At 48.6% G+C, this 16,601-nt stretch carries 18 protein-coding genes; 17 read left to right on the forward strand and 1 reads right to left on the reverse strand.

Annotated elements, in window-relative coordinates; translation table 11 throughout:
* The first annotated feature begins 350 nt into the window (after nt 1–350).
* From WMO41_RS13740 to WMO41_RS13795, 12 genes are all read left to right on the forward strand, one after another.
* Nucleotides 351–2,822, forward strand: a complete 2,472-nt coding sequence (locus WMO41_RS13740; protein ID WP_349230253.1) for a winged helix-turn-helix domain-containing protein — start codon at nt 351–353, stop codon at nt 2,820–2,822.
* A 155-nt stretch (nt 2,823–2,977) separates the two neighbouring features.
* Nucleotides 2,978–3,229: a hypothetical protein gene (locus WMO41_RS13745; protein ID WP_177295038.1), complete on the forward strand. Its 252-nt coding sequence runs from the start codon at nt 2,978–2,980 to the stop codon at nt 3,227–3,229.
* A gap of 51 nt (nt 3,230–3,280) precedes the next feature.
* Nucleotides 3,281–4,408: a hypothetical protein gene (locus tag WMO41_RS13750; protein ID WP_349230254.1), complete on the forward strand. Its 1,128-nt coding sequence runs from the start codon at nt 3,281–3,283 to the stop codon at nt 4,406–4,408.
* Between the two features lie 13 nt (nt 4,409–4,421).
* Nucleotides 4,422–9,020 (forward strand): type VII secretion protein EssC, encoded by a 4,599-nt coding sequence (gene essC / locus WMO41_RS13755; protein WP_349230255.1) that lies wholly within the window; start codon nt 4,422–4,424, stop codon nt 9,018–9,020.
* Complete coding sequence (locus WMO41_RS13760; RefSeq protein WP_177295041.1) at nt 9,013–9,267, forward strand: hypothetical protein; 255 nt, start codon at nt 9,013–9,015, stop codon at nt 9,265–9,267. The genes essC and WMO41_RS13760 overlap by 8 nt, the downstream gene beginning before the upstream one ends.
* A gap of 36 nt (nt 9,268–9,303) precedes the next feature.
* On the forward strand, nt 9,304–9,612 hold the full coding sequence (locus tag WMO41_RS13765) for a WXG100 family type VII secretion target (protein ID WP_349230256.1): 309 nt from the start codon (nt 9,304–9,306) through the stop codon (nt 9,610–9,612).
* Nucleotides 9,613–9,680: 68 nt separating this feature from the next.
* Nucleotides 9,681–10,001, forward strand: a complete 321-nt coding sequence (locus WMO41_RS13770; RefSeq protein ID WP_177295043.1) for a WXG100 family type VII secretion target — start codon at nt 9,681–9,683, stop codon at nt 9,999–10,001.
* Nucleotides 10,001–10,297: a WXG100 family type VII secretion target gene (locus tag WMO41_RS13775; RefSeq protein WP_349230257.1), complete on the forward strand. Its 297-nt coding sequence runs from the start codon at nt 10,001–10,003 to the stop codon at nt 10,295–10,297. Before WMO41_RS13770 ends, WMO41_RS13775 begins: the two co-directional genes overlap by 1 nt.
* A gap of 12 nt (nt 10,298–10,309) precedes the next feature.
* A complete protein-coding gene (locus tag WMO41_RS13780; RefSeq protein WP_349230258.1) occupies nt 10,310–10,612 on the forward strand; it encodes a WXG100 family type VII secretion target in 303 nt (100 codons plus the stop codon).
* Nucleotides 10,613–10,626: 14 nt separating this feature from the next.
* The gene (locus WMO41_RS13785) at nt 10,627–10,941 is read left to right on the forward strand and encodes a WXG100 family type VII secretion target (RefSeq protein WP_177295046.1); all 315 of its coding nucleotides are present in this window, start codon (nt 10,627–10,629) and stop codon (nt 10,939–10,941) included.
* 10 nt (nt 10,942–10,951) lie between these two features.
* Nucleotides 10,952–11,890, forward strand: coding sequence for a hypothetical protein (locus WMO41_RS13790; RefSeq protein ID WP_349230259.1), 939 nt, complete (start codon nt 10,952–10,954; stop codon nt 11,888–11,890).
* Nucleotides 11,887–12,975: a hypothetical protein gene (locus WMO41_RS13795; protein WP_349230260.1), complete on the forward strand. Its 1,089-nt coding sequence runs from the start codon at nt 11,887–11,889 to the stop codon at nt 12,973–12,975. The genes WMO41_RS13790 and WMO41_RS13795 overlap by 4 nt, the downstream gene beginning before the upstream one ends.
* On the opposite strand, the gene WMO41_RS13800 is transcribed toward WMO41_RS13795, so the two are convergent.
* On the reverse strand, nt 12,952–13,419 hold the full coding sequence (locus tag WMO41_RS13800; protein ID WP_349230261.1) for a hypothetical protein: 468 nt from the start codon (nt 13,417–13,419) through the stop codon (nt 12,952–12,954). The genes WMO41_RS13795 and WMO41_RS13800 overlap by 24 nt on opposite strands.
* A 184-nt stretch (nt 13,420–13,603) precedes the next feature.
* Between WMO41_RS13800 and WMO41_RS13805 the strand changes: the two genes are divergently transcribed.
* The 5 genes from WMO41_RS13805 to WMO41_RS13825 are packed head-to-tail and all read left to right on the forward strand — an operon-like array spanning nt 13,604 to nt 16,441.
* Nucleotides 13,604–13,843, forward strand: a complete 240-nt coding sequence (locus tag WMO41_RS13805; RefSeq protein WP_349230262.1) for a DUF2442 domain-containing protein — start codon at nt 13,604–13,606, stop codon at nt 13,841–13,843.
* 31 nt (nt 13,844–13,874) lie between these two features.
* Entirely contained in the window at nt 13,875–14,624 is a 750-nt protein-coding gene (locus tag WMO41_RS13810) for a hypothetical protein (RefSeq protein ID WP_262398861.1), read from the forward strand.
* 20 nt (nt 14,625–14,644) lie between these two features.
* Entirely contained in the window at nt 14,645–15,565 is a 921-nt protein-coding gene (locus tag WMO41_RS13815) for a hypothetical protein (RefSeq protein ID WP_262398862.1), read from the forward strand.
* 28 nt (nt 15,566–15,593) lie between these two features.
* On the forward strand, nt 15,594–16,166 hold the full coding sequence (locus WMO41_RS13820) for a hypothetical protein (protein ID WP_349230263.1): 573 nt from the start codon (nt 15,594–15,596) through the stop codon (nt 16,164–16,166).
* Nucleotides 16,103–16,441: a hypothetical protein gene (locus tag WMO41_RS13825; protein WP_349230264.1), complete on the forward strand. Its 339-nt coding sequence runs from the start codon at nt 16,103–16,105 to the stop codon at nt 16,439–16,441. Before WMO41_RS13820 ends, WMO41_RS13825 begins: the two co-directional genes overlap by 64 nt.
* Nucleotides 16,442–16,601: the final 160 nt, after the last annotated feature.

A 16,601-nucleotide genomic window follows, 5' to 3' on the forward strand; every position in this document is an offset into this window, starting at 1 on the left:
ACTGCTTTTTTATTTGAGAAAGAAAAAGCTGCGCAACAACCTTGGCAGGCCGTCGCGCAGCGACTTAGTTCAATTTGAATATCATAAGGAAATGGAGCCTAAGTATTTTGAAACCGGCACAAATAACAAGACATAAGCTGTCGATGAGGAAGAAAAGGTTTGTACTTAGCTTACGCCCAATTCAGTATCTGGAAGAACTGTTAGAAGCTTAAAAAATAGATAAAAACAGAATTGGTGGTAGATAAGAATTCATGCGTTTGTCGTGCTTCGCTTGCCGTCTACGCTTGAAACGATTCAGATATTTGTATATAATATTTGTACAGATTGTTACTCGTACGGAGGTGTTGACCATGCCAAAACCGAAATGGAACCTGAATACCATTTACATATCTGAGCGGCTGCAAGAGAGTCTGCGGCCGATTTCCCGCTGCGTCATGACGACCGTGGTCGCGCCCATGGGCTACGGAAAGACCACGGCGGTGAACTGGTATCTGGGTGAGCGCGCCAAGGCGGAAACCTTGAAAATCATCCGCATCAGCGTATACTCCGGCAACCTCGTCATCTTCTGGAAAAGCGTACAGGAGGCGTTTGCCCACGCAGGTTTCCCCTTTCTGCGGGAATACCCCTGCCCCACGGACGCAGCGGGCGGCGGACTGCTGGTGGATGACCTCTGCCATGTGTTGGCGGGAGAAACATCCTGCTACATCTTCATTGACGATTTCCACCTGCTGACGGACAGACGCGCCTCGCTGTTTCTTTGTATGCTTGCAAACAGGCTGCCCATCAATGTGCATTTGATCGTCGTCAGCCGGGATCGTTTTCTGCCCGCTGCGGAGACGGTGCGGCTAGGAGCAAAGGTCTATCAGATCGGCACGGAGCAGCTGCGCCTGAACCACACGGAGCTCGCCGTCTATGCCCATCGCTGCGGAACAGCGCTTTCCGAAGCGCAGATCGAAAGCCTTCTCTATTCCAGCGAGGGTTGGTTCTCCGCCGTATATTTGAATCTGCGAACGCTCTCCGAGCGCGGCGTGCTACCCAGCCGCGATTCTGACATCTACGCCACCTTTACCGCCGCCATGATCGATCCCCTTCCGGAAAAACAGCGGGAGTTTCTCGCTGTCATGGGACTTGCTGATGAATTTACCGTTGAAATGGCGCAGTGCGTCACAGGCAACGGGGACGCGGGGCAAATTCTCTCTGCGCTGACGGAGCAGAACGCCTTTGTCACGCACCTGCCGGACGGTGTGACCTATCGCTTTCACCACATGATGAAGGAGTGCGCCGAACGTTGCTTCTTGGCAATGGAAGCTGAAACACAGCGGCTCTATTGGGAGCGCTTCGGCCTCTGGTATGAGCAGCACCGGCAGTATCTCCATGCCATTGCCGCTTACAGGAAGAGCGAGAATTACGACGCGCTGCTGCGCGTCATCCGCAGCGATGCGGGCATTTTGCTTGCGTCGCTGAAGCCCGAGGATGTACTCGACGCGCTGGAAAAATGCCCCGCCGAAACGCTCAAGGCCTATCCTTTCGCCATTCTGGTACTGATGCGCCGGATGTTCACATGGCGGCAAATCCCAAAAATGCTGGAGCTGAAGGCGCTGCTGCTAACGGCTATCGAGGAGCACCCGGAGCTGTCCGAAGAAGAACGCGGCAACCTGCTGGGCGAATGCGACCTCATTCTGAGTTTTCTCTGCTACAACGACATCAGCGCCATGAGCCGCCTGCACCGCAGCGCCAGCGTGCAGATGTCCCGCCCCGCCATCAGCATCCAGAATAGCGGTGGCTGGACTTTTGGCTCGCCGTCCGTTCTGATGATGTTCTACCGCGCATCGGGAGAACTCGAAAGCGAGCTTGCCGAGATGGACGAGTGTATGCCCCATTACTATAAGGTCACCAACCACCACGGGCAGGGCGCGGAGACCATCATGCGCGCCGAGGCGCTGTTCTGCCAGGGCCGCTTCACTGATGCGCACATCGAACTGGAGCGTGCCTATGCGCAGGTCAAAGACAACGGGCAGATCAACATGGCACTCTGCTGCGACTTTCTGTCGTGGCGGCTCTCGCTGCATACCGATGTGGAGCAGCGCTATACCTTTGAGGAGCGATACGCGGCGCTGCTGCGCTATCACGATGCCTCATGGATCAACCTTTGGAACGCCACCAGTGCCTATTACCATGCGCTGCGGGGTGAAACGGACAGTATCCCTGAAATCTTTTCGCAGCACCGGCTCTCTGATATCAATATGCTTGCGCCGGGTAAGCCTATGATGGAAATGATCGAAAACCAGGTGTATCTTGCCCAAGGTGCTTATGTCCGGGTGGTGGGGTATAGCGCAGAGCTGCTGCCGGTCTGCGAAGCCATGCACTATGCGCTGGTGGCGCTGCACCTACGCATCCAGACAGCGGCAGCCTATGAGAAATTGGGCAAGAGCGAGGAAGCCCACGCATGGCTGAGAAAGGCACTTTCCGACGCCGAACCGGACGGTCTTGTGATGCCGTTTGTAGAAAACTATGATATCCTGAAGCCTCTGTTGGAACGGGAGGTAAAAAATGACCTGCTCTCAAAAATCATTGAGCTTGGCGAAGCGGCAACGGCGCGAAACGCAGCCGGCACGCGCCCGGCAGCCTTCGACGTGCTGACACCGCGGGAATTTGAGATCGTGGAGCTGATGGCGCAGCGCCTCAGCAACCGCGAGATCGCGGAACAGCTCTTTCTCTCCGAGGGGAGTGTCAAGCAGTATGTCAACCAGATCTATTCCAAGCTTCATATCGAGGGCGACACCCGAACCAAACGAAAGCTGCTTGCCGAGCTGCTCAGATAAAAGACCTAACCTTTGGTTAATGGTTATCCCATAGGATCCACCGTACAATGTTTGTACGGTGGATTTTTATTTTTATATCCTTTCGGAGTCTCTTCTGCACATGATCAAGTACAAAAAGATTCCGGGAGTACATTGTATCTGGAAGGAGGACTCATGTGGAGAGAAAGTATATTTTGGCTGTTAAGCCCTTAGAACCTTATATCCTGCAGATCGACTTTATATCAGGAAGCCGGCTGCTTTTAGATATGAAGCCTTATGTGGATAAAATACGGTTTCGTACCCTTACAGACCCAAAGGTGTGGAACAGCGCAGTGACAAACGGGATCTTTGTACGTTTTGGAAATGTGGAGCTGAGCCATGATGAGATCCTTTCCATGGCAGAGCGTGAACATTTAAACGGCCGGTGACAGCTTTCGGGGATTACGCATGGTCAGAAGAAAAGAGAGAGGAGAAGGAGTATGGCAGATCGGAACGAAGCAGATGCTTTATTTGCTACCAGGAGGAAAAAGCAGCAGGAAGAGCAGGCAGAACAGGAACGAAGAGAAGAAATGAGCCGGAAAAAAGCAGAAATGGAAGCAGAGATCCGGCGCTTGGAGGAAGAGGCCAGACGTCAGAAAGCCAGACAGGAAGAAGACAGACGCCAGGCAGAAGAAGAGGCCAGACGGGTAAAACAGGAGGCAGAAGAAGCGGAGGCCAGAGCAAGAAGAGCCCAGGAAATGGCAGAAGAAGCCAAAAGAAAGCAGGAAGAGGTAAGGCGTGAAGAAGAACGCCGGATCCAGGAAAAACGTGAAGAAGAAAAGCGGGCCAGAGAGCGGGCTGTCCAGGAAAAGGCCCAAGCAAAACAGGAAGAGGCAGAGAGAGCGGAAGAAAGAAAAAGGGAAGCAAAAGAACGGGCAGCAGAGAAAAAAGCAGCTAAAGAAGCGGCAAAAGCAGAGGCTAAAAAGGCAGTAAAAGAAACAACCATGGGCACAGAAAGAAAAAAAGCAGATATACAGCCGGGAAAGAAGCTTCCGGTACTGCCGTTGGCAATAGGTGGTGTGGCTGTGGTGGCTATACTTGTTATCTGTCTGGTACTGTTTTCTGGAGGCAAAAAGGGTGGTGTATTTGGTACGGACTGTGATCTTATGGCTGCAAAACAGGTATTAGGCTACGATGTATTTTATCCGGAAAGCTTTGAAGAGGCATATGCAGATGGTGGTGTCTACTTAAAATATGGCAGTGTGGAAAAGGGAGATTTTTCCTTCGTTTATGTTTTAGGAAGCACACAGGAAGACATGAATTATATGACAGAAAGCACAGATCCTACGGATCTTATACACGTAATGGAGGAATACGTGTTTGGCATGAATGATAAGCAGGTATACAAGATGACCACAGAATCTGGACGGTCTGTTTACTGCAGCGAATATATCTCCTTTGATATAAGCAGTATTACAGATCAGGAGGAAGGTGTTATGGCATCTACATCTATTATGATGCTTCCGTTAGAAGGGGAATATCTGGTCGCTGTTTACGCAACTATGAAACCTTCATATGAAGAGCCGCTGGAAGAAGTAACAGCAAGTATCCTTGACAACACATATTAAAGGAGGAAGATATATGGCATTACTTATGACCGTTTTCTTTGAAAATGGTTTCTCGGAAAATTATTTTCCCAATGTAGACAACCGCAATTTTCCTATTGCCATACGTCCTTATGTCAGCGGATTAAAAGACGAACTGATCTTAAACGTGGAAGTGTGGGACGGACACTGGCGGCTGCGGGATTCTTCCCAGTATTCACTGATCTTAAAAGGGGATCCGGTAGAAAGTGCTGATCTGGAAGATGGAACTGTGATCGAAGGAATGGTACGAAAAACAGAGCTGTATTTTTCTGTTAAGATCGATCAGGTCCAGAAGGAAAATGTAAATTTTGAAAAATATATGCTGAAAGAAGGCAGTATTTTCAAACTGGAGATAGGCAGTGATGACCTTTGCAATATTGTATACAAAAACCGTTTTGTAACAGGAACCCATGCAGAGATCACCTTTGAGTCAGGAGCTGCTTACATAACTGATAAAAACAGTGTAAATGGCACGTTTTTAAACGGCAGGCTGGTAACAGAAAAAACAAGGCTGCATTACGGTGACATTATTTATGTAGTGGGCCTTAAGATCGTGTATCTGAATAATCTCCTGGCGATCAATGATCCAAATGGGCAGTGTAAGATACGGGAATTAAAGGCAGTGGAGATCCCTCATTTTGAGGATGAGCCTGCAGAAGATGCAGACACAGAGGATGTGTATTTCCTGCGCACTCCGCGAAAGCTTTTAAATCTGGATAAAGAGACGATTTCTATTGAAAAATGCCCTAAAAAACAGCAGCAGAAACGCCAGCCTTTAATTTTCACCATAGGCCCTTCTTTTACCATGGTGATCCCTATTGCCCTGGCAGCAGCTATGACCAGTGACGGTTTTGGCGCAGGAAGTATATGCATGTCTTTAGGAGCAGCCGGGATTGGGGCTATATGGGCGGTAGTTAATTCTGCCTACAATAAAAAAGAAGAAAAAGAGTCAGAATCTAACCGGGTCAGCAAATATTTAGAGTACATGGTCCGGGTGGAAGAAAAGCTGAAAAATAAGACAGAATACAACCGTCTGGTACTGGCAGAACAGTATCCTTCATCAAAAGAACTTCTGGAATTTACTACATCTAATACCAGACGGCTCTGGGAAAAAAGCAGCACCCATGAGGACTTCCTTTCCCTTCGCCTTGGGACTGGTGATATGCCTTCGCCAAATGGGATTGAAGGGGCAAAAGAAGATCTGGGAAGTGAACATGATCCTTTAAATGATCACATGGAGGAACTTCAGGAGAAATTTAAAACACTCCATCAGGTTCCGGCAGCTGTTTCACTTTATGAGCACCGGCTGTTAGGTGTGGTAAGCGGGGATGAGGAAAAACGGGATCAGCTGATGCGGCTCTTAGCCCTGCAGATCACGGCTTTGCATCCATATACAGATGTACGCATGTGCCATGTATTTCCAGGAAGAGACCTTGAGAAAATGGAATATACCCGCTGGCTGCCACATACCTATACCCCTGATGGAAAACTTCGTATGATCGTCTGCGATCCAAGGGCTATGGGCGATGTGATGTATTATTTATCTGATGTGATCAGAGAGCGGTTGGAAGCAGGGGAAAACCAGAAAAACAGGGAAGAAGAGGAAAAAGTCCTTCCTCATTATGTAGTATTTATCAGTGATATTTCCATGATCGAAGGCGAGCCTGTTTCCAAGTATCTTTTAGATCCACCAAAGAATGCAGGACTTAGTGTGATATTTAGCGCAGATGCCATTGATAAGCTGCCTTCTCACTGCAATACCATTGTACAGTGGGAAAAGGATTACTGTGGCTGTTACAGTACGTTATCAAAATTTGAAGAAATGGACGGCATTGCCTTTGACAGCGTGAATTTATCTGAAATGGATATATTTTCCAGACAGCTTTCCAATTTTAAGGTACGGGAAAATGCTTCTAATTCAGCGATCCCGGATATGCTTACCTTTTTAGATATGTATAAGACTTCCAGGGTGGAAGATCTGGATATGTACCATAAATGGCTGGAAAACCGTACGTATGAAAGCATGCGTTCCCTTATTGGCCAGAAGGCGGGAGAACAGCCGGTGTACCTGGATATCCATGAAAAATACCATGGTCCCCATGGTCTGGTGGCAGGTACTACAGGAAGTGGAAAGTCAGAGACACTGCAGACCTATATTTTAAGTCTTGTGTTAAATTATCATCCTCATGAGGTGGCATTTATCCTTATTGATTACAAAGGCGGCGGCATGGCCCAAAGCTTTATCGGGCTTCCTCATCTGGCTGGCGTGATCACCAACCTGGGAGGAAACCAGACTACCAGGGCGCTCCTTTCTATTAACGCAGAGATCAAGAGGAGACAGCGCATTTTCAATGAATATAAGATCAAGCACATTGACGCCTATATTGAGCTGTACAGGAATGGGGAAGCGGAAGAGCCTATGCCTCATCTGCTGATCATTGCTGATGAGTTTGCGGAGCTTAAAAAAGAGCAGCCTGATTTCGTACGGGCACTGGTGTCTGCAGCCCGTGTAGGACGTTCTTTAGGCATTAATCTGCTCCTTGCTACCCAGAAACCAAGCGGCGTAGTAGATGATGAGATCTGGAGCAATACACGTTTCCGCATCTGTCTGCGGGTGGCAGACAAACAGGATTCCAATGAAATGTTAAAGCGCACAGATGCAGCCTATATTACTGGAACAGGCCGGGGATTTTTACAGGTAGGCAATGATGAGATATTTGATGAATTCCAGTCCGGCTGGTCAGGAGCACCTTATACACCGGAAGTACCATTTAATGATGACAGCAAGGCAAAGGCAGTTATCATCGGACTGACAGGCAAGCCAGAGGCAGTTAAGAAGAAAAAGAAGAAAAAAGGGGACAATGTGAAGAAATTCACCCAGTTAGATGCCATGGTACAGTATGCGGCAAATCTGGCAGAGGAAAATTACATCAAACCTCTCCGTCAGATCTGGCTGCCGCCTCTTCCGGGACTTTTTTATCTGGATGATCTGGAGCTTACCTGGGATGAAAAGCAGATAAAATTACCGGTTGGTCTTGCAGATGATCCACAAAACCAGAGACAGTTCCCTGTTTATCTGGACTTTATAAGAGATGGGCATTTGCTGATCTGCGGTTCGGCAGGTTCAGGAAAGACCTCTCTGGTGCAGACAATCCTTTATGGTGCAGCTCTTCATTATACGGCAAAACAGGTGAACTTCTATATTGCGGATTTTTCCAGCCGTACTATGACAGCTTTTGCAGGTCTTCCCCATACAGGCTGTATCTGTATGGAAGGGGATGATGAGAAGATCCAGATGATGATGAGTTTTGCAGAGGAAGAATTAGACAGACGGAAGAAGTCATTTTCCCAGAAAGGAATGGGATCTTACAGGGATTATCGTGAAAGCTACAGTGATGTCCCGGCCATTTTCCTGGTCATTGATAATTATCCCGCTTTCTCTGACAGTTATGAGCAATATGAGAGTACATTGATCCAGCTTTCCAGAGAAGGGGCAAGTTATGGTATTTATCTTATTATTACCTGCAACAATTCAGGAGATATCCGAAGCCGCATTTTACAGAATATAACAAAGGGCATCGGACTTCAGCTGGCAGACAGGTTTGAGTATGACAGTGTTATCGGCATGCGTTCAGAAATCCTTCCAGATGACCGGACCACAGGCAGAGGCCTGATCAAAGAAGGGGTTCCGCTGGAATTCCAGGCAGCTCTTCCTGTAAAGGCATCCCAGGGAGAAAGCATGATGCTGGCGATTCGGGAAAAATTAAAGCCATTGACAGAAAATGGCGTATCCGGGGCGAGAAAGCTGGGAACAGACCTTACAATGACCGACAGTGGGGAATTTCTGGAAAAGATCAATTTCCGGGATTTGCCAGATAACACCTTTGTAATGGGTGAACAGGAAGGAATGTTCCAGACCTGTGACCTGGATCAGACCTTATGCTTTACAGTCTGTGGATCCGGAAAAACAGGAAAGACCAATTTCTTAAAATATACTGCCTTACAGATGAAGAAAAAAGGGGCAGAGGTTTATGTGTTTGATGGATGCTTAAAGGAACTGGAAGAATTTTCCAGAAAAAATGAGCTGGACGGTTACATGACAGACAAAGAAGAATTTTACCATTTTATGGAAAATGTACTGCTTTTACAGCTGGGAGAACGCAACGAACTTGTATATGAGGCCAGACAGACAGGTGCTTTGGTCCAGGCTGCTTTAAAAGACTACAGACGCATCGTTCTCCTCATTAACAGTGCATCAGAGTTTATGGAAGCTGTGTATAGTGAGGATTTTGATGTAAGCGAGGTTCTTGAAACTGTATTTGAAAAGGGAATGGAACATAAACTGCATTTCTTTATGGCTCTGTCTCCAAGAGAATATGAAGAACTGGCCGGTTACAGGGCGCTTCGCCAGTTTGGCAGCTGGAAACAGGGAATCCACCTTGGAGGAGCTTTTGATGAACAGGGGATTTTTGATTATGAAGTAACACCTTCTGAGCGGAGCAGGACCTATCCGGCGGGAGCTGCATTTACAGAACAGGAAGGAAAAGCAGTGCTCTTTATGACACCTTTTGTAAAGGAGACCAGCTATGAGTAAGATTCATTTGGAAGTAGAGATACCTGGAAATGCCAAAACCTATGAATTTATGTTAGATGACCGTATGAAGATCGGCACAGCAAAGAAGCAGATCATGAAGCAAATAGCAGAATTAGAAGGCCATGATCTGTTTGCAGGACTGGACAATATTGTTTTTGGTTCCCTTGAGCTGGAAGGTCTGATCCAGGATAATGAGACATTCCGTGAAGTAGGGATCAAAAACGGCAGCCGGGTGGTCATGGTATAAAAATGCACTATCTGCAGGCAGAAACAGGAGGAGAGCATGGCAGGAAGTAAAATGGAAATGGATCCGGATGTGCTGCGTTCAACAGCAAAAAAAATAGAAAATTCTGCGGCTGATATGGGAAAAGAACTGAAACGGTTTCAGGCTGTGATCGAAGGTTTAAGCAGCACCTGGAGCAGTGATGCAAAAGACCGCTTTCTGCAGAATTATCAGAAAGACCGGGCTGCTCTTGCAGAAATGGCAGCCCAGTATGCAGAAGTGGCAGAGGGACTGCTCTGGATCGCAGACGAGTTAGAGCAGGCAGAAGAAGAGATCAGCAGCCAGATCCAGGCGGCTGCAAAGGGATAAGAATTGCGAAAGCGCAGTGTACGCAGAAATCCGGTATCAAAGAGGTCAGGTTTAACAGGAGGTAGCATATGGCAGGAGACGGGACCAGCCGGGTCAATACAGAGGAACTGCTGCGGGCAGTAGGGGAGATCACTTCTATAAAAAAGTCTGTTGCAGCAAATACAGATGCAGCTTATGCACATTTTCGCAAACTGCAGGATTCTTATGCAGGAGAAAGCGCAGATGATATCTATGCAGTGGCGGGGCAGTTAAAGAAAAGTTCCGGGGCTATTATTACCATGCTGGGAAATTACGAAAAGGTCTTAAAGGAATTAGCCGGTGTATATGAGGACACAGAGAAAACAGTAAGCAGAAATGCAGGAAAGCTTAAGTTTGGAGGAATGCGGTAATGGCAGCTATTAATTTTGATTCCCAGGCGGTAAAAAAACAGGCAAAGCTGTTAGAAGAAGCGGCAGACCAGATCCAGAACCAGACTATAAAGGTGATCAATGCTGCAAATGAAGCAGTAGCTGCATCCTGGTCTGGTAAAGCCGGCGGGATATTTGTGAAATTTATGCAGGAACAAAGTGCAGATCTGGCATCAGGGACAGCTTCCTTAAGAGAGATCGCTGCCCTTTTGCGGGATGCCTGCACTTCCATGGATAAAGCAGAAGCACAGGCTAAAGCAGTGGTAAGCAGGAGATAGGAGGGAGAGAAAATGGCATCACAGCAGGTAAATGCGGCAAAATTAAAATCAACAGGAGCAAATCTCACCAATCTGGCAGCCAAAATGAAAAGTGAGATGAATAAGTTAGATGAAAATATCCAGAAGGTATCTTCTGTATGGAGCGGGGAAGCAAGTGCTTCTTATCTGAAGCGGTATCAGGCAGACAAGGCAAATCTGGCCCAGCTGACCCAGATCTTACAGCAGATGGGAGCAGCACTTGGAGAATTTTCCAACAGCTATACGCAGGCAGATAATAAAGCTATGGATCTTGTACACAAATATCTGGGCAAATAGGGAGGTGAGTATAAATGGCAGATGCAAACATCAAAGTGGATCCCAAACAATTGAAAAACTATTCCAATAACATTAAAACAGGCTATAAAAACATGTACAGCTATCTTTCTGAAAGCAAAACAGCGGTAAAGAACCTGAAATCCACCTGGACGGGCAGCGGCTCTGCAGAGTTTTACAGTCGTTTTGATGCCATTATCGGAAAGTGCGAAGAGGTATTAAATGTGGTAAATACCTATGCCCTGACTCTGTCAGAAGCAGCAGATGTATACAGTGCCAATGAGAAGAAGATCTCCAGTTCTGCAGGCAAACTGAAGATCAATCTAAAATAGGAGGTTGCCTATGGCTTCTGTAAAGGTGTCAGCCCATAGTTTAGAACAGCAGAAAAAAGAGTATGAAAAGGCAGTTAAAAATTTAGATAATGCTTTAGAACAGATTAAAAAGGTCAATGCATCTCTGGGTAAAGATGCCATGTTGGACGGTGTGCGGCAAGCACTTACGAAGCTGGCAGCATCTTTGGAAACGAGGGCGGGAGTAATTCTCCTTATGACAAAGGCCTTAGAACAGTCAAATGCGAAGTATACCGCAGCCCAGAAAAAGGCGGTGACAAAAAGCAATCAGTTCCGGGCGCATAACCGGGATTTTTATGGAAATCCAGTGGTTGTGACTGTAGTTGCGGGAGGAGCCGGTGCGACAGCAGGTGCATTAACCGGTGCAGCCGCAGTAGCAGAAACGACCGGAACAACACCTGCAGCATCTAATGTGGCATCTGGTACAGTAACAGATGCATCAAATGCAGTATCTGGTACAGGTGGAAGCGTCCATATAAAGTCACAGGGTACAGTAAATGTGTCTTCACAGACAGACTCTGATATCCGGCAGGCTGTATACACACAGAGGGGACCATCTGCCACCATTGCCCAGGTAAGTGAACATGCCAGAAATGTGGCCGCGCCGAAGGCAGCTGACAGTCTGACAGATATACCGGAGAAGGAAACGGTGGCTATGGCATCTGAAATTCCTGAACCTGGATCTGCCCCGGCTGTCACCGGAGCAGCTGTTACCGGAGCAGCTGTCACCGGAGCATTTGCAGCTGGAGCCGCAGCAGCCGGAGCTGCTATTGGCAGTATCGCAGGAGGATCAATAAAACGGATCAAACAGCCGGAACCGTTTACAAAAGAGAAAAAGCCGGACCCGTCTACAGACATAGAGGCACAGTTAGAAGCAGCCAGAGAACGTTTAAGGCGGTTCAATGAAATGGAAATGGAGGAGAAAGAATGAGAAAGATGATGAGTAGTATGAAAAAAGGAACAGCAGTGGCAATGGCAGCCGTAATGTGTATTTCCCTTGCAGGATGTGGCGGGTCTTCTAAAAAGGTGGTGGCTGATAAGAAAGAAACGACAGCAACCACCACTGCAGCAGAAACGCAAACAGAGACAGCACAGGAAACAGAGGCTGTTAATGATTCTGATATGGCAGAGATCCTGGCAGGTACTACCTGGGCGGGGATTTCCAGTGAACAGGAGATCATGGTAGCTGCTTTTGATGAAAAAGATGTGTATATGGCAATTTTAGACACAGATGGAGAGGTAACAGATCTGGATGGCTACTGGAAAGCGGATTATGATACATTTTATCTATATGCCAATGAGGATTACTCCGATGATCCCACAACTTTTGAATTTGACTGGTATACAACTGAAAATGGGGAGTATATCCAGTTAGATGATATTATCTTATCCAGTGAGGGGGATGGAAGCAATCTGGAAAACACATTAGACCAGATGATGACCACTGCAAGTGTGATCGAGTACGTAGCACAGGGGACTTACTGGATCGGCTCCGGCGACGAAACAGCTATGATCTTCTATTTTGAAGGAGATCAGGCATATTTTGACCTTCTCTACAATGAAAATGGCGAAATCCAGACACAGTCCATTTCCGGTCTGTGGAGTCTTGATTATGATCATCTGACCCTGATCGATGATGAAACAGATATGTCCTATGAATTAGGCTGGGATCTGTCTGAAGAAGGTGACAGCTATTGCTTTGAGCTGACAGAGGATGATACTACCTATTATCTTTATGAATCAGCGGCAGAAGATGTAGACAGCACCTTAAATATCCTTACAAGCTATCTTACAGCAGAGGACAGTGTAGATGTAGAGTCTGACGATATCGATCTTAGTGATTTTCTGGCTGGTTATGTAGGCCATTCTGTGATCGATGCATTTATGCTCAGCGGTATTTCTCCTGACTTCGAGACCAGAAAGTATTGTGCAGAGCTGTTAGGATTTACAAACTACAGTGGTACCAGTGATGAAAACCTGGCATTGATCCAGTTAATGGGTGGCACAGTACAGTAAAAATAATAAGCCGGAAAAGACAGTATTTTGTAAACTCTTTTTAAGGATTCTGAAATTGCATCTTATCGTCCTCTCTATTATGCGGGAAAAGAAATCATAAAAAGTCCCGATACCGGGAGTATCACCGAAGTGGAAACCGCTGAGGGTGGCGTAAAGAGGAGTTTCCCGAAGCATGCGGCACCAGACGGTAATGGAAGTCACTTTCAGCTTTAAAGCAAGCAGGTAAGAACGCAGCATGCAGGAAGGGAGCCGTGGTTCAGGACCAAAAACAGAGTAGCACTCCTGCATAATGGAATCGGTCTGTGAAAGATCAAGATACCAGAACTGCACGATATAATCCCAGGTGCCTTTGGGAAGAGCAAAGGGATCAGGATAAAATGTAAGGAAATCGGATACGAAAGTATCCTGATAGGCGGCATGACCGCCAAGATTACAAGGTAACATCAAAAATCGCCTCCAGTCGATTGAAATAAAATATAATCAATCGGCTTCGCCGCAAATTTTTGGTGATTTGTCAAGTGTTTTTGGCAAAAAAGTGGGTGATTTTTAAAACATGGACTCTGAAAGCCTTATAAAACCAGGGCTGAAGATTCCGAGAAGTTATTTTTGCGGAAAGGAGGGCACGCACTTGAACCGAAGGTATCTCACATCTGTCACACCGCTGCCCAACCATGTTTTGCAGGTGGATTTTGTATCCGGCAGCCGGCTGCTGCTGGATATGAAGCCGTATCTTGATAAGATCCGGTTTCGCCCGCTTGCCGATGCACGGATCTGGAACAGCGCTGTGACCAATGGCGTCTTTGTCCGCTTCGGCGATGTGGAGTTGAGCCACGATGAGATATTGTCCATGGCGGAGCAGGAGCATTGAAGCAATCCATTTGAAAAAGGAGAAGCAACCGATGAAACACTTGAAAACCTATCTGTCCCTTGCATTGACGCTGGCGCTGTGCATGAGCCTTGCCGCCTGCGGCGAGAGCAACGAGGACTACGGCGATGACGGCAGCGACTACAATTTTTACGGTGTCCCGGATTCCTTTGAGGGACTGGTCAAGGACAGCGAACAGATGTCGAATCTGTATGTCTTTGGCGGCGCATGGAGGGGTGAGGGCGGCGAAACACTGATCTCTGCCACCAGCGACGCCGGTGACGAGGTGCGCTTTGCGCTGTACGACGCCGACGAAGAGGTGACCGCCAGCGGCTTTATCCAGTTCGTGCCGGAATACGACTACGACTACTTCTACAACGAGCACGACGGCGTGGCCTACCGCAGCTGGTTCGACGAGGTCGGCACGCTGTATGTGGATTCTCTCGGCACATTTACAAAGATACTCGGCGATGCGCCGGGCGAAAACGTCGGTGACGGCGATTACGGACACCTTGCCGGTACATGGTATCAGGATGCCGAGCCCGGCGCTGCCAGCATCCTTACGTTCGACGCCTCCGGCAGCTGGGAGCTGCTCGAACGCCCCGGCGGCGACGGCGACCCCACCACGGTGGACTGCGGCACCATTGAGGTAAATCAGGATGGCGCCGGACAGTATTTTGCCGCTTCCGCCATGTATGAAGATGTTGTCTACGACTTCACCCTCGTCGGCGACGATGTGATCTACTGGGGCGGCGAATACGACTACTATCAGAAGATGGCGTAATGCCGCGGAAAGAGGAACGCATGAAAAAGCTTTTTTCGCTCCTGACGGCGCTGGCGCTGTGTCTGAGTCTTGCCGCCTGCGGCGACACCGAATCTGACGATACGCAAAGCGGCTATGAGACCGTCATGGATATGGAATTTCTCGACGGGATGTGGAGCATCGACGGCACCGCGAAGTTATACTTTGACAGTACGGAGGGCTTTTACGCCTACCGCACTCGCTGGGGACTCGGCGGGCGCGGAGAATTCGAACTGTCCGAGGCGAGCGGTCGGCCGATGATCTTCTTCAACGGTCTTCTCTACAACTTCCTCCTGCGCGACGACGGCGTGTTGCTGCCAAACCGGAACGGCGAGGGCAGCGGACTCACCATCCATCGAAACACCTTCCTCCATGACGACGAGGCGGAGATCGTCGAATGGGACATAAGCAACTGGGACGGCATGTGGCAAAATGCCCTGGGCGAGACCATCGTCATCAACTCGTCCCTCATGCAGTACATCGCCTGCTCGCCGGACTATTCCATGAGTGGCACCATGAACGACGAGGGCGAGGGTATGGGCCTCTATCTTTACGACAACGGGACGCGCGCCTACCTCTGCCCCGGTGACGACGGCAACAGCTTCACCCTCTCCGCCGAACGCTTCGGCCGCTACGGGGACGATCAGCATTTTGATGGCGTCTTTTACCGCAATGCCGACTTCTACGCCTACACGGATATGGAAAACGCGGAGTTTTATGAAGACGAATACTCCACCTTCTATATCTGGTACTACGACGGCGTGAACCGTTACCTTTTGGGCAACGATTACACCATCGGCGAAGACGGCCTTGCCTACCACGACGAAGACGGCCTCATCTATCCCGCAGGCTGGATTCCCGAAGAACCATATGATCCCGCTGTTGACTGGGGCGCAAACTGGATGGATAGTTGGGACATCTGAAGCCCCGCGGAAGAAGGAGGAAAATGAAATGAGACAACGAAGCCCCTTTTTGACGTTCACCTTAGCGCTGTTGTTTTGTCTGAGCCTTGCCGCCTGCGGTGCGAAGCAGTATCCCATGGAGATCACCGTTGTAAACCGTACCACATACCCCATTGCGGATATACGCATCAGCCTCACTTCGGAGGAGGACTGGGGGGAGAACCGCCTGGAGACCACACTGGCGGAGGGCGAGAGTACCGAGATCGACCTGGGGGAGTACACGGAAGGGCAGCTAAACGAGGGCTTCAGCCTTCAGTTTTACAGTGAGGACGGTGAGCCGGTCAACCCTGACTATGATCCCAGCTCTCCCATGTTTTTTGACAACGGCGACTTTCTTATTTTCGCGCCGCCGGATCTCAGCGTTGCCCTTTTCCTGGACACCGCTTATGACAAGGAGGTCTATGACCAGAAAATCGTGGAGTCCTATGCTGCGGACGGCGACGGCCGGGGTGATGTGATCTCACGGGACGACATCCCGGTTCTGATGGGCAGCTCCTTGTGGTCAATACGGCGGAGCAAAGCTGCTTTGTTCCGGATGTACAGGAGCTGGACGATTATCTGACAGCCTGCGCCCTGTCTTTAAGTGATGCGGGTACCTATGAGCTGTTGTCCGCCAAAGAAAATGAGGAATACAGCAAAAATTTAAGCTATCCGGTTTACATCGTAACCTATACCGCCGGTGAGAACGAAGACACCCGAGAATGGACCGTATTTGTTATGGACACCGACATTTGTACCTATCTTTACGGATTCTGCGCGCCCCCCGATGCTGCGTCGGATATGGGTGAGACCTATCAAAACATTTTTTCGCAGCTGTATTTGAGCGATGAAGAATGAGGAGGATGCTGTATGAGGAGAAAAAAGCCATATCTTCTGGCGGGACTGGTGTTGCTGCTTTTCCTGCTGTGTACAGCCTGCGGCAATACGGAGGGGCAAATCGCCCCGCAGGATGACCCCAACGAGGGGCTGGGCGGCGGAGTCAGCGAGGACACCGCCA

It is taken from the genome of Ventrimonas faecis, assembly GCF_040096075.1.
GTDB classification, from domain to species: Bacteria; Bacillota; Clostridia; order Lachnospirales; family Lachnospiraceae; genus Brotaphodocola; species Brotaphodocola faecis.

What these genes read in the sequence shown, in the direction of transcription:
- WMO41_RS13740 (WP_349230253.1), top strand. Translation starts at nt 351, where the DNA reads ATGCCAAAACCGAAATGGAACCTGAATACCATTTACATATCTGAGCGG.
- WMO41_RS13750 (WP_349230254.1), top strand. Translation starts at nt 3,281, where the DNA reads ATGGCAGATCGGAACGAAGCAGATGCTTTATTTGCTACCAGGAGGAAA.
- essC (WP_349230255.1), top strand. Translation starts at nt 4,422, where the DNA reads ATGGCATTACTTATGACCGTTTTCTTTGAAAATGGTTTCTCGGAAAAT.
- WMO41_RS13760 (WP_177295041.1), top strand. Translation starts at nt 9,013, where the DNA reads ATGAGTAAGATTCATTTGGAAGTAGAGATACCTGGAAATGCCAAAACC.
- WMO41_RS13765 (WP_349230256.1), top strand. Translation starts at nt 9,304, where the DNA reads ATGGCAGGAAGTAAAATGGAAATGGATCCGGATGTGCTGCGTTCAACA.
- WMO41_RS13770 (WP_177295043.1), top strand. Translation starts at nt 9,681, where the DNA reads ATGGCAGGAGACGGGACCAGCCGGGTCAATACAGAGGAACTGCTGCGG.
- WMO41_RS13775 (WP_349230257.1), top strand. Translation starts at nt 10,001, where the DNA reads ATGGCAGCTATTAATTTTGATTCCCAGGCGGTAAAAAAACAGGCAAAG.
- WMO41_RS13780 (WP_349230258.1), top strand. Translation starts at nt 10,310, where the DNA reads ATGGCATCACAGCAGGTAAATGCGGCAAAATTAAAATCAACAGGAGCA.
- WMO41_RS13785 (WP_177295046.1), top strand. Translation starts at nt 10,627, where the DNA reads ATGGCAGATGCAAACATCAAAGTGGATCCCAAACAATTGAAAAACTAT.
- WMO41_RS13790 (WP_349230259.1), top strand. Translation starts at nt 10,952, where the DNA reads ATGGCTTCTGTAAAGGTGTCAGCCCATAGTTTAGAACAGCAGAAAAAA.
- WMO41_RS13795 (WP_349230260.1), top strand. Translation starts at nt 11,887, where the DNA reads ATGAGAAAGATGATGAGTAGTATGAAAAAAGGAACAGCAGTGGCAATG.
- WMO41_RS13800 (WP_349230261.1), bottom strand. Translation starts at nt 13,419, where the DNA reads ATGTTACCTTGTAATCTTGGCGGTCATGCCGCCTATCAGGATACTTTC.
- WMO41_RS13810 (WP_262398861.1), top strand. Translation starts at nt 13,875, where the DNA reads ATGAAACACTTGAAAACCTATCTGTCCCTTGCATTGACGCTGGCGCTG.
- WMO41_RS13815 (WP_262398862.1), top strand. Translation starts at nt 14,645, where the DNA reads ATGAAAAAGCTTTTTTCGCTCCTGACGGCGCTGGCGCTGTGTCTGAGT.
- WMO41_RS13820 (WP_349230263.1), top strand. Translation starts at nt 15,594, where the DNA reads ATGAGACAACGAAGCCCCTTTTTGACGTTCACCTTAGCGCTGTTGTTT.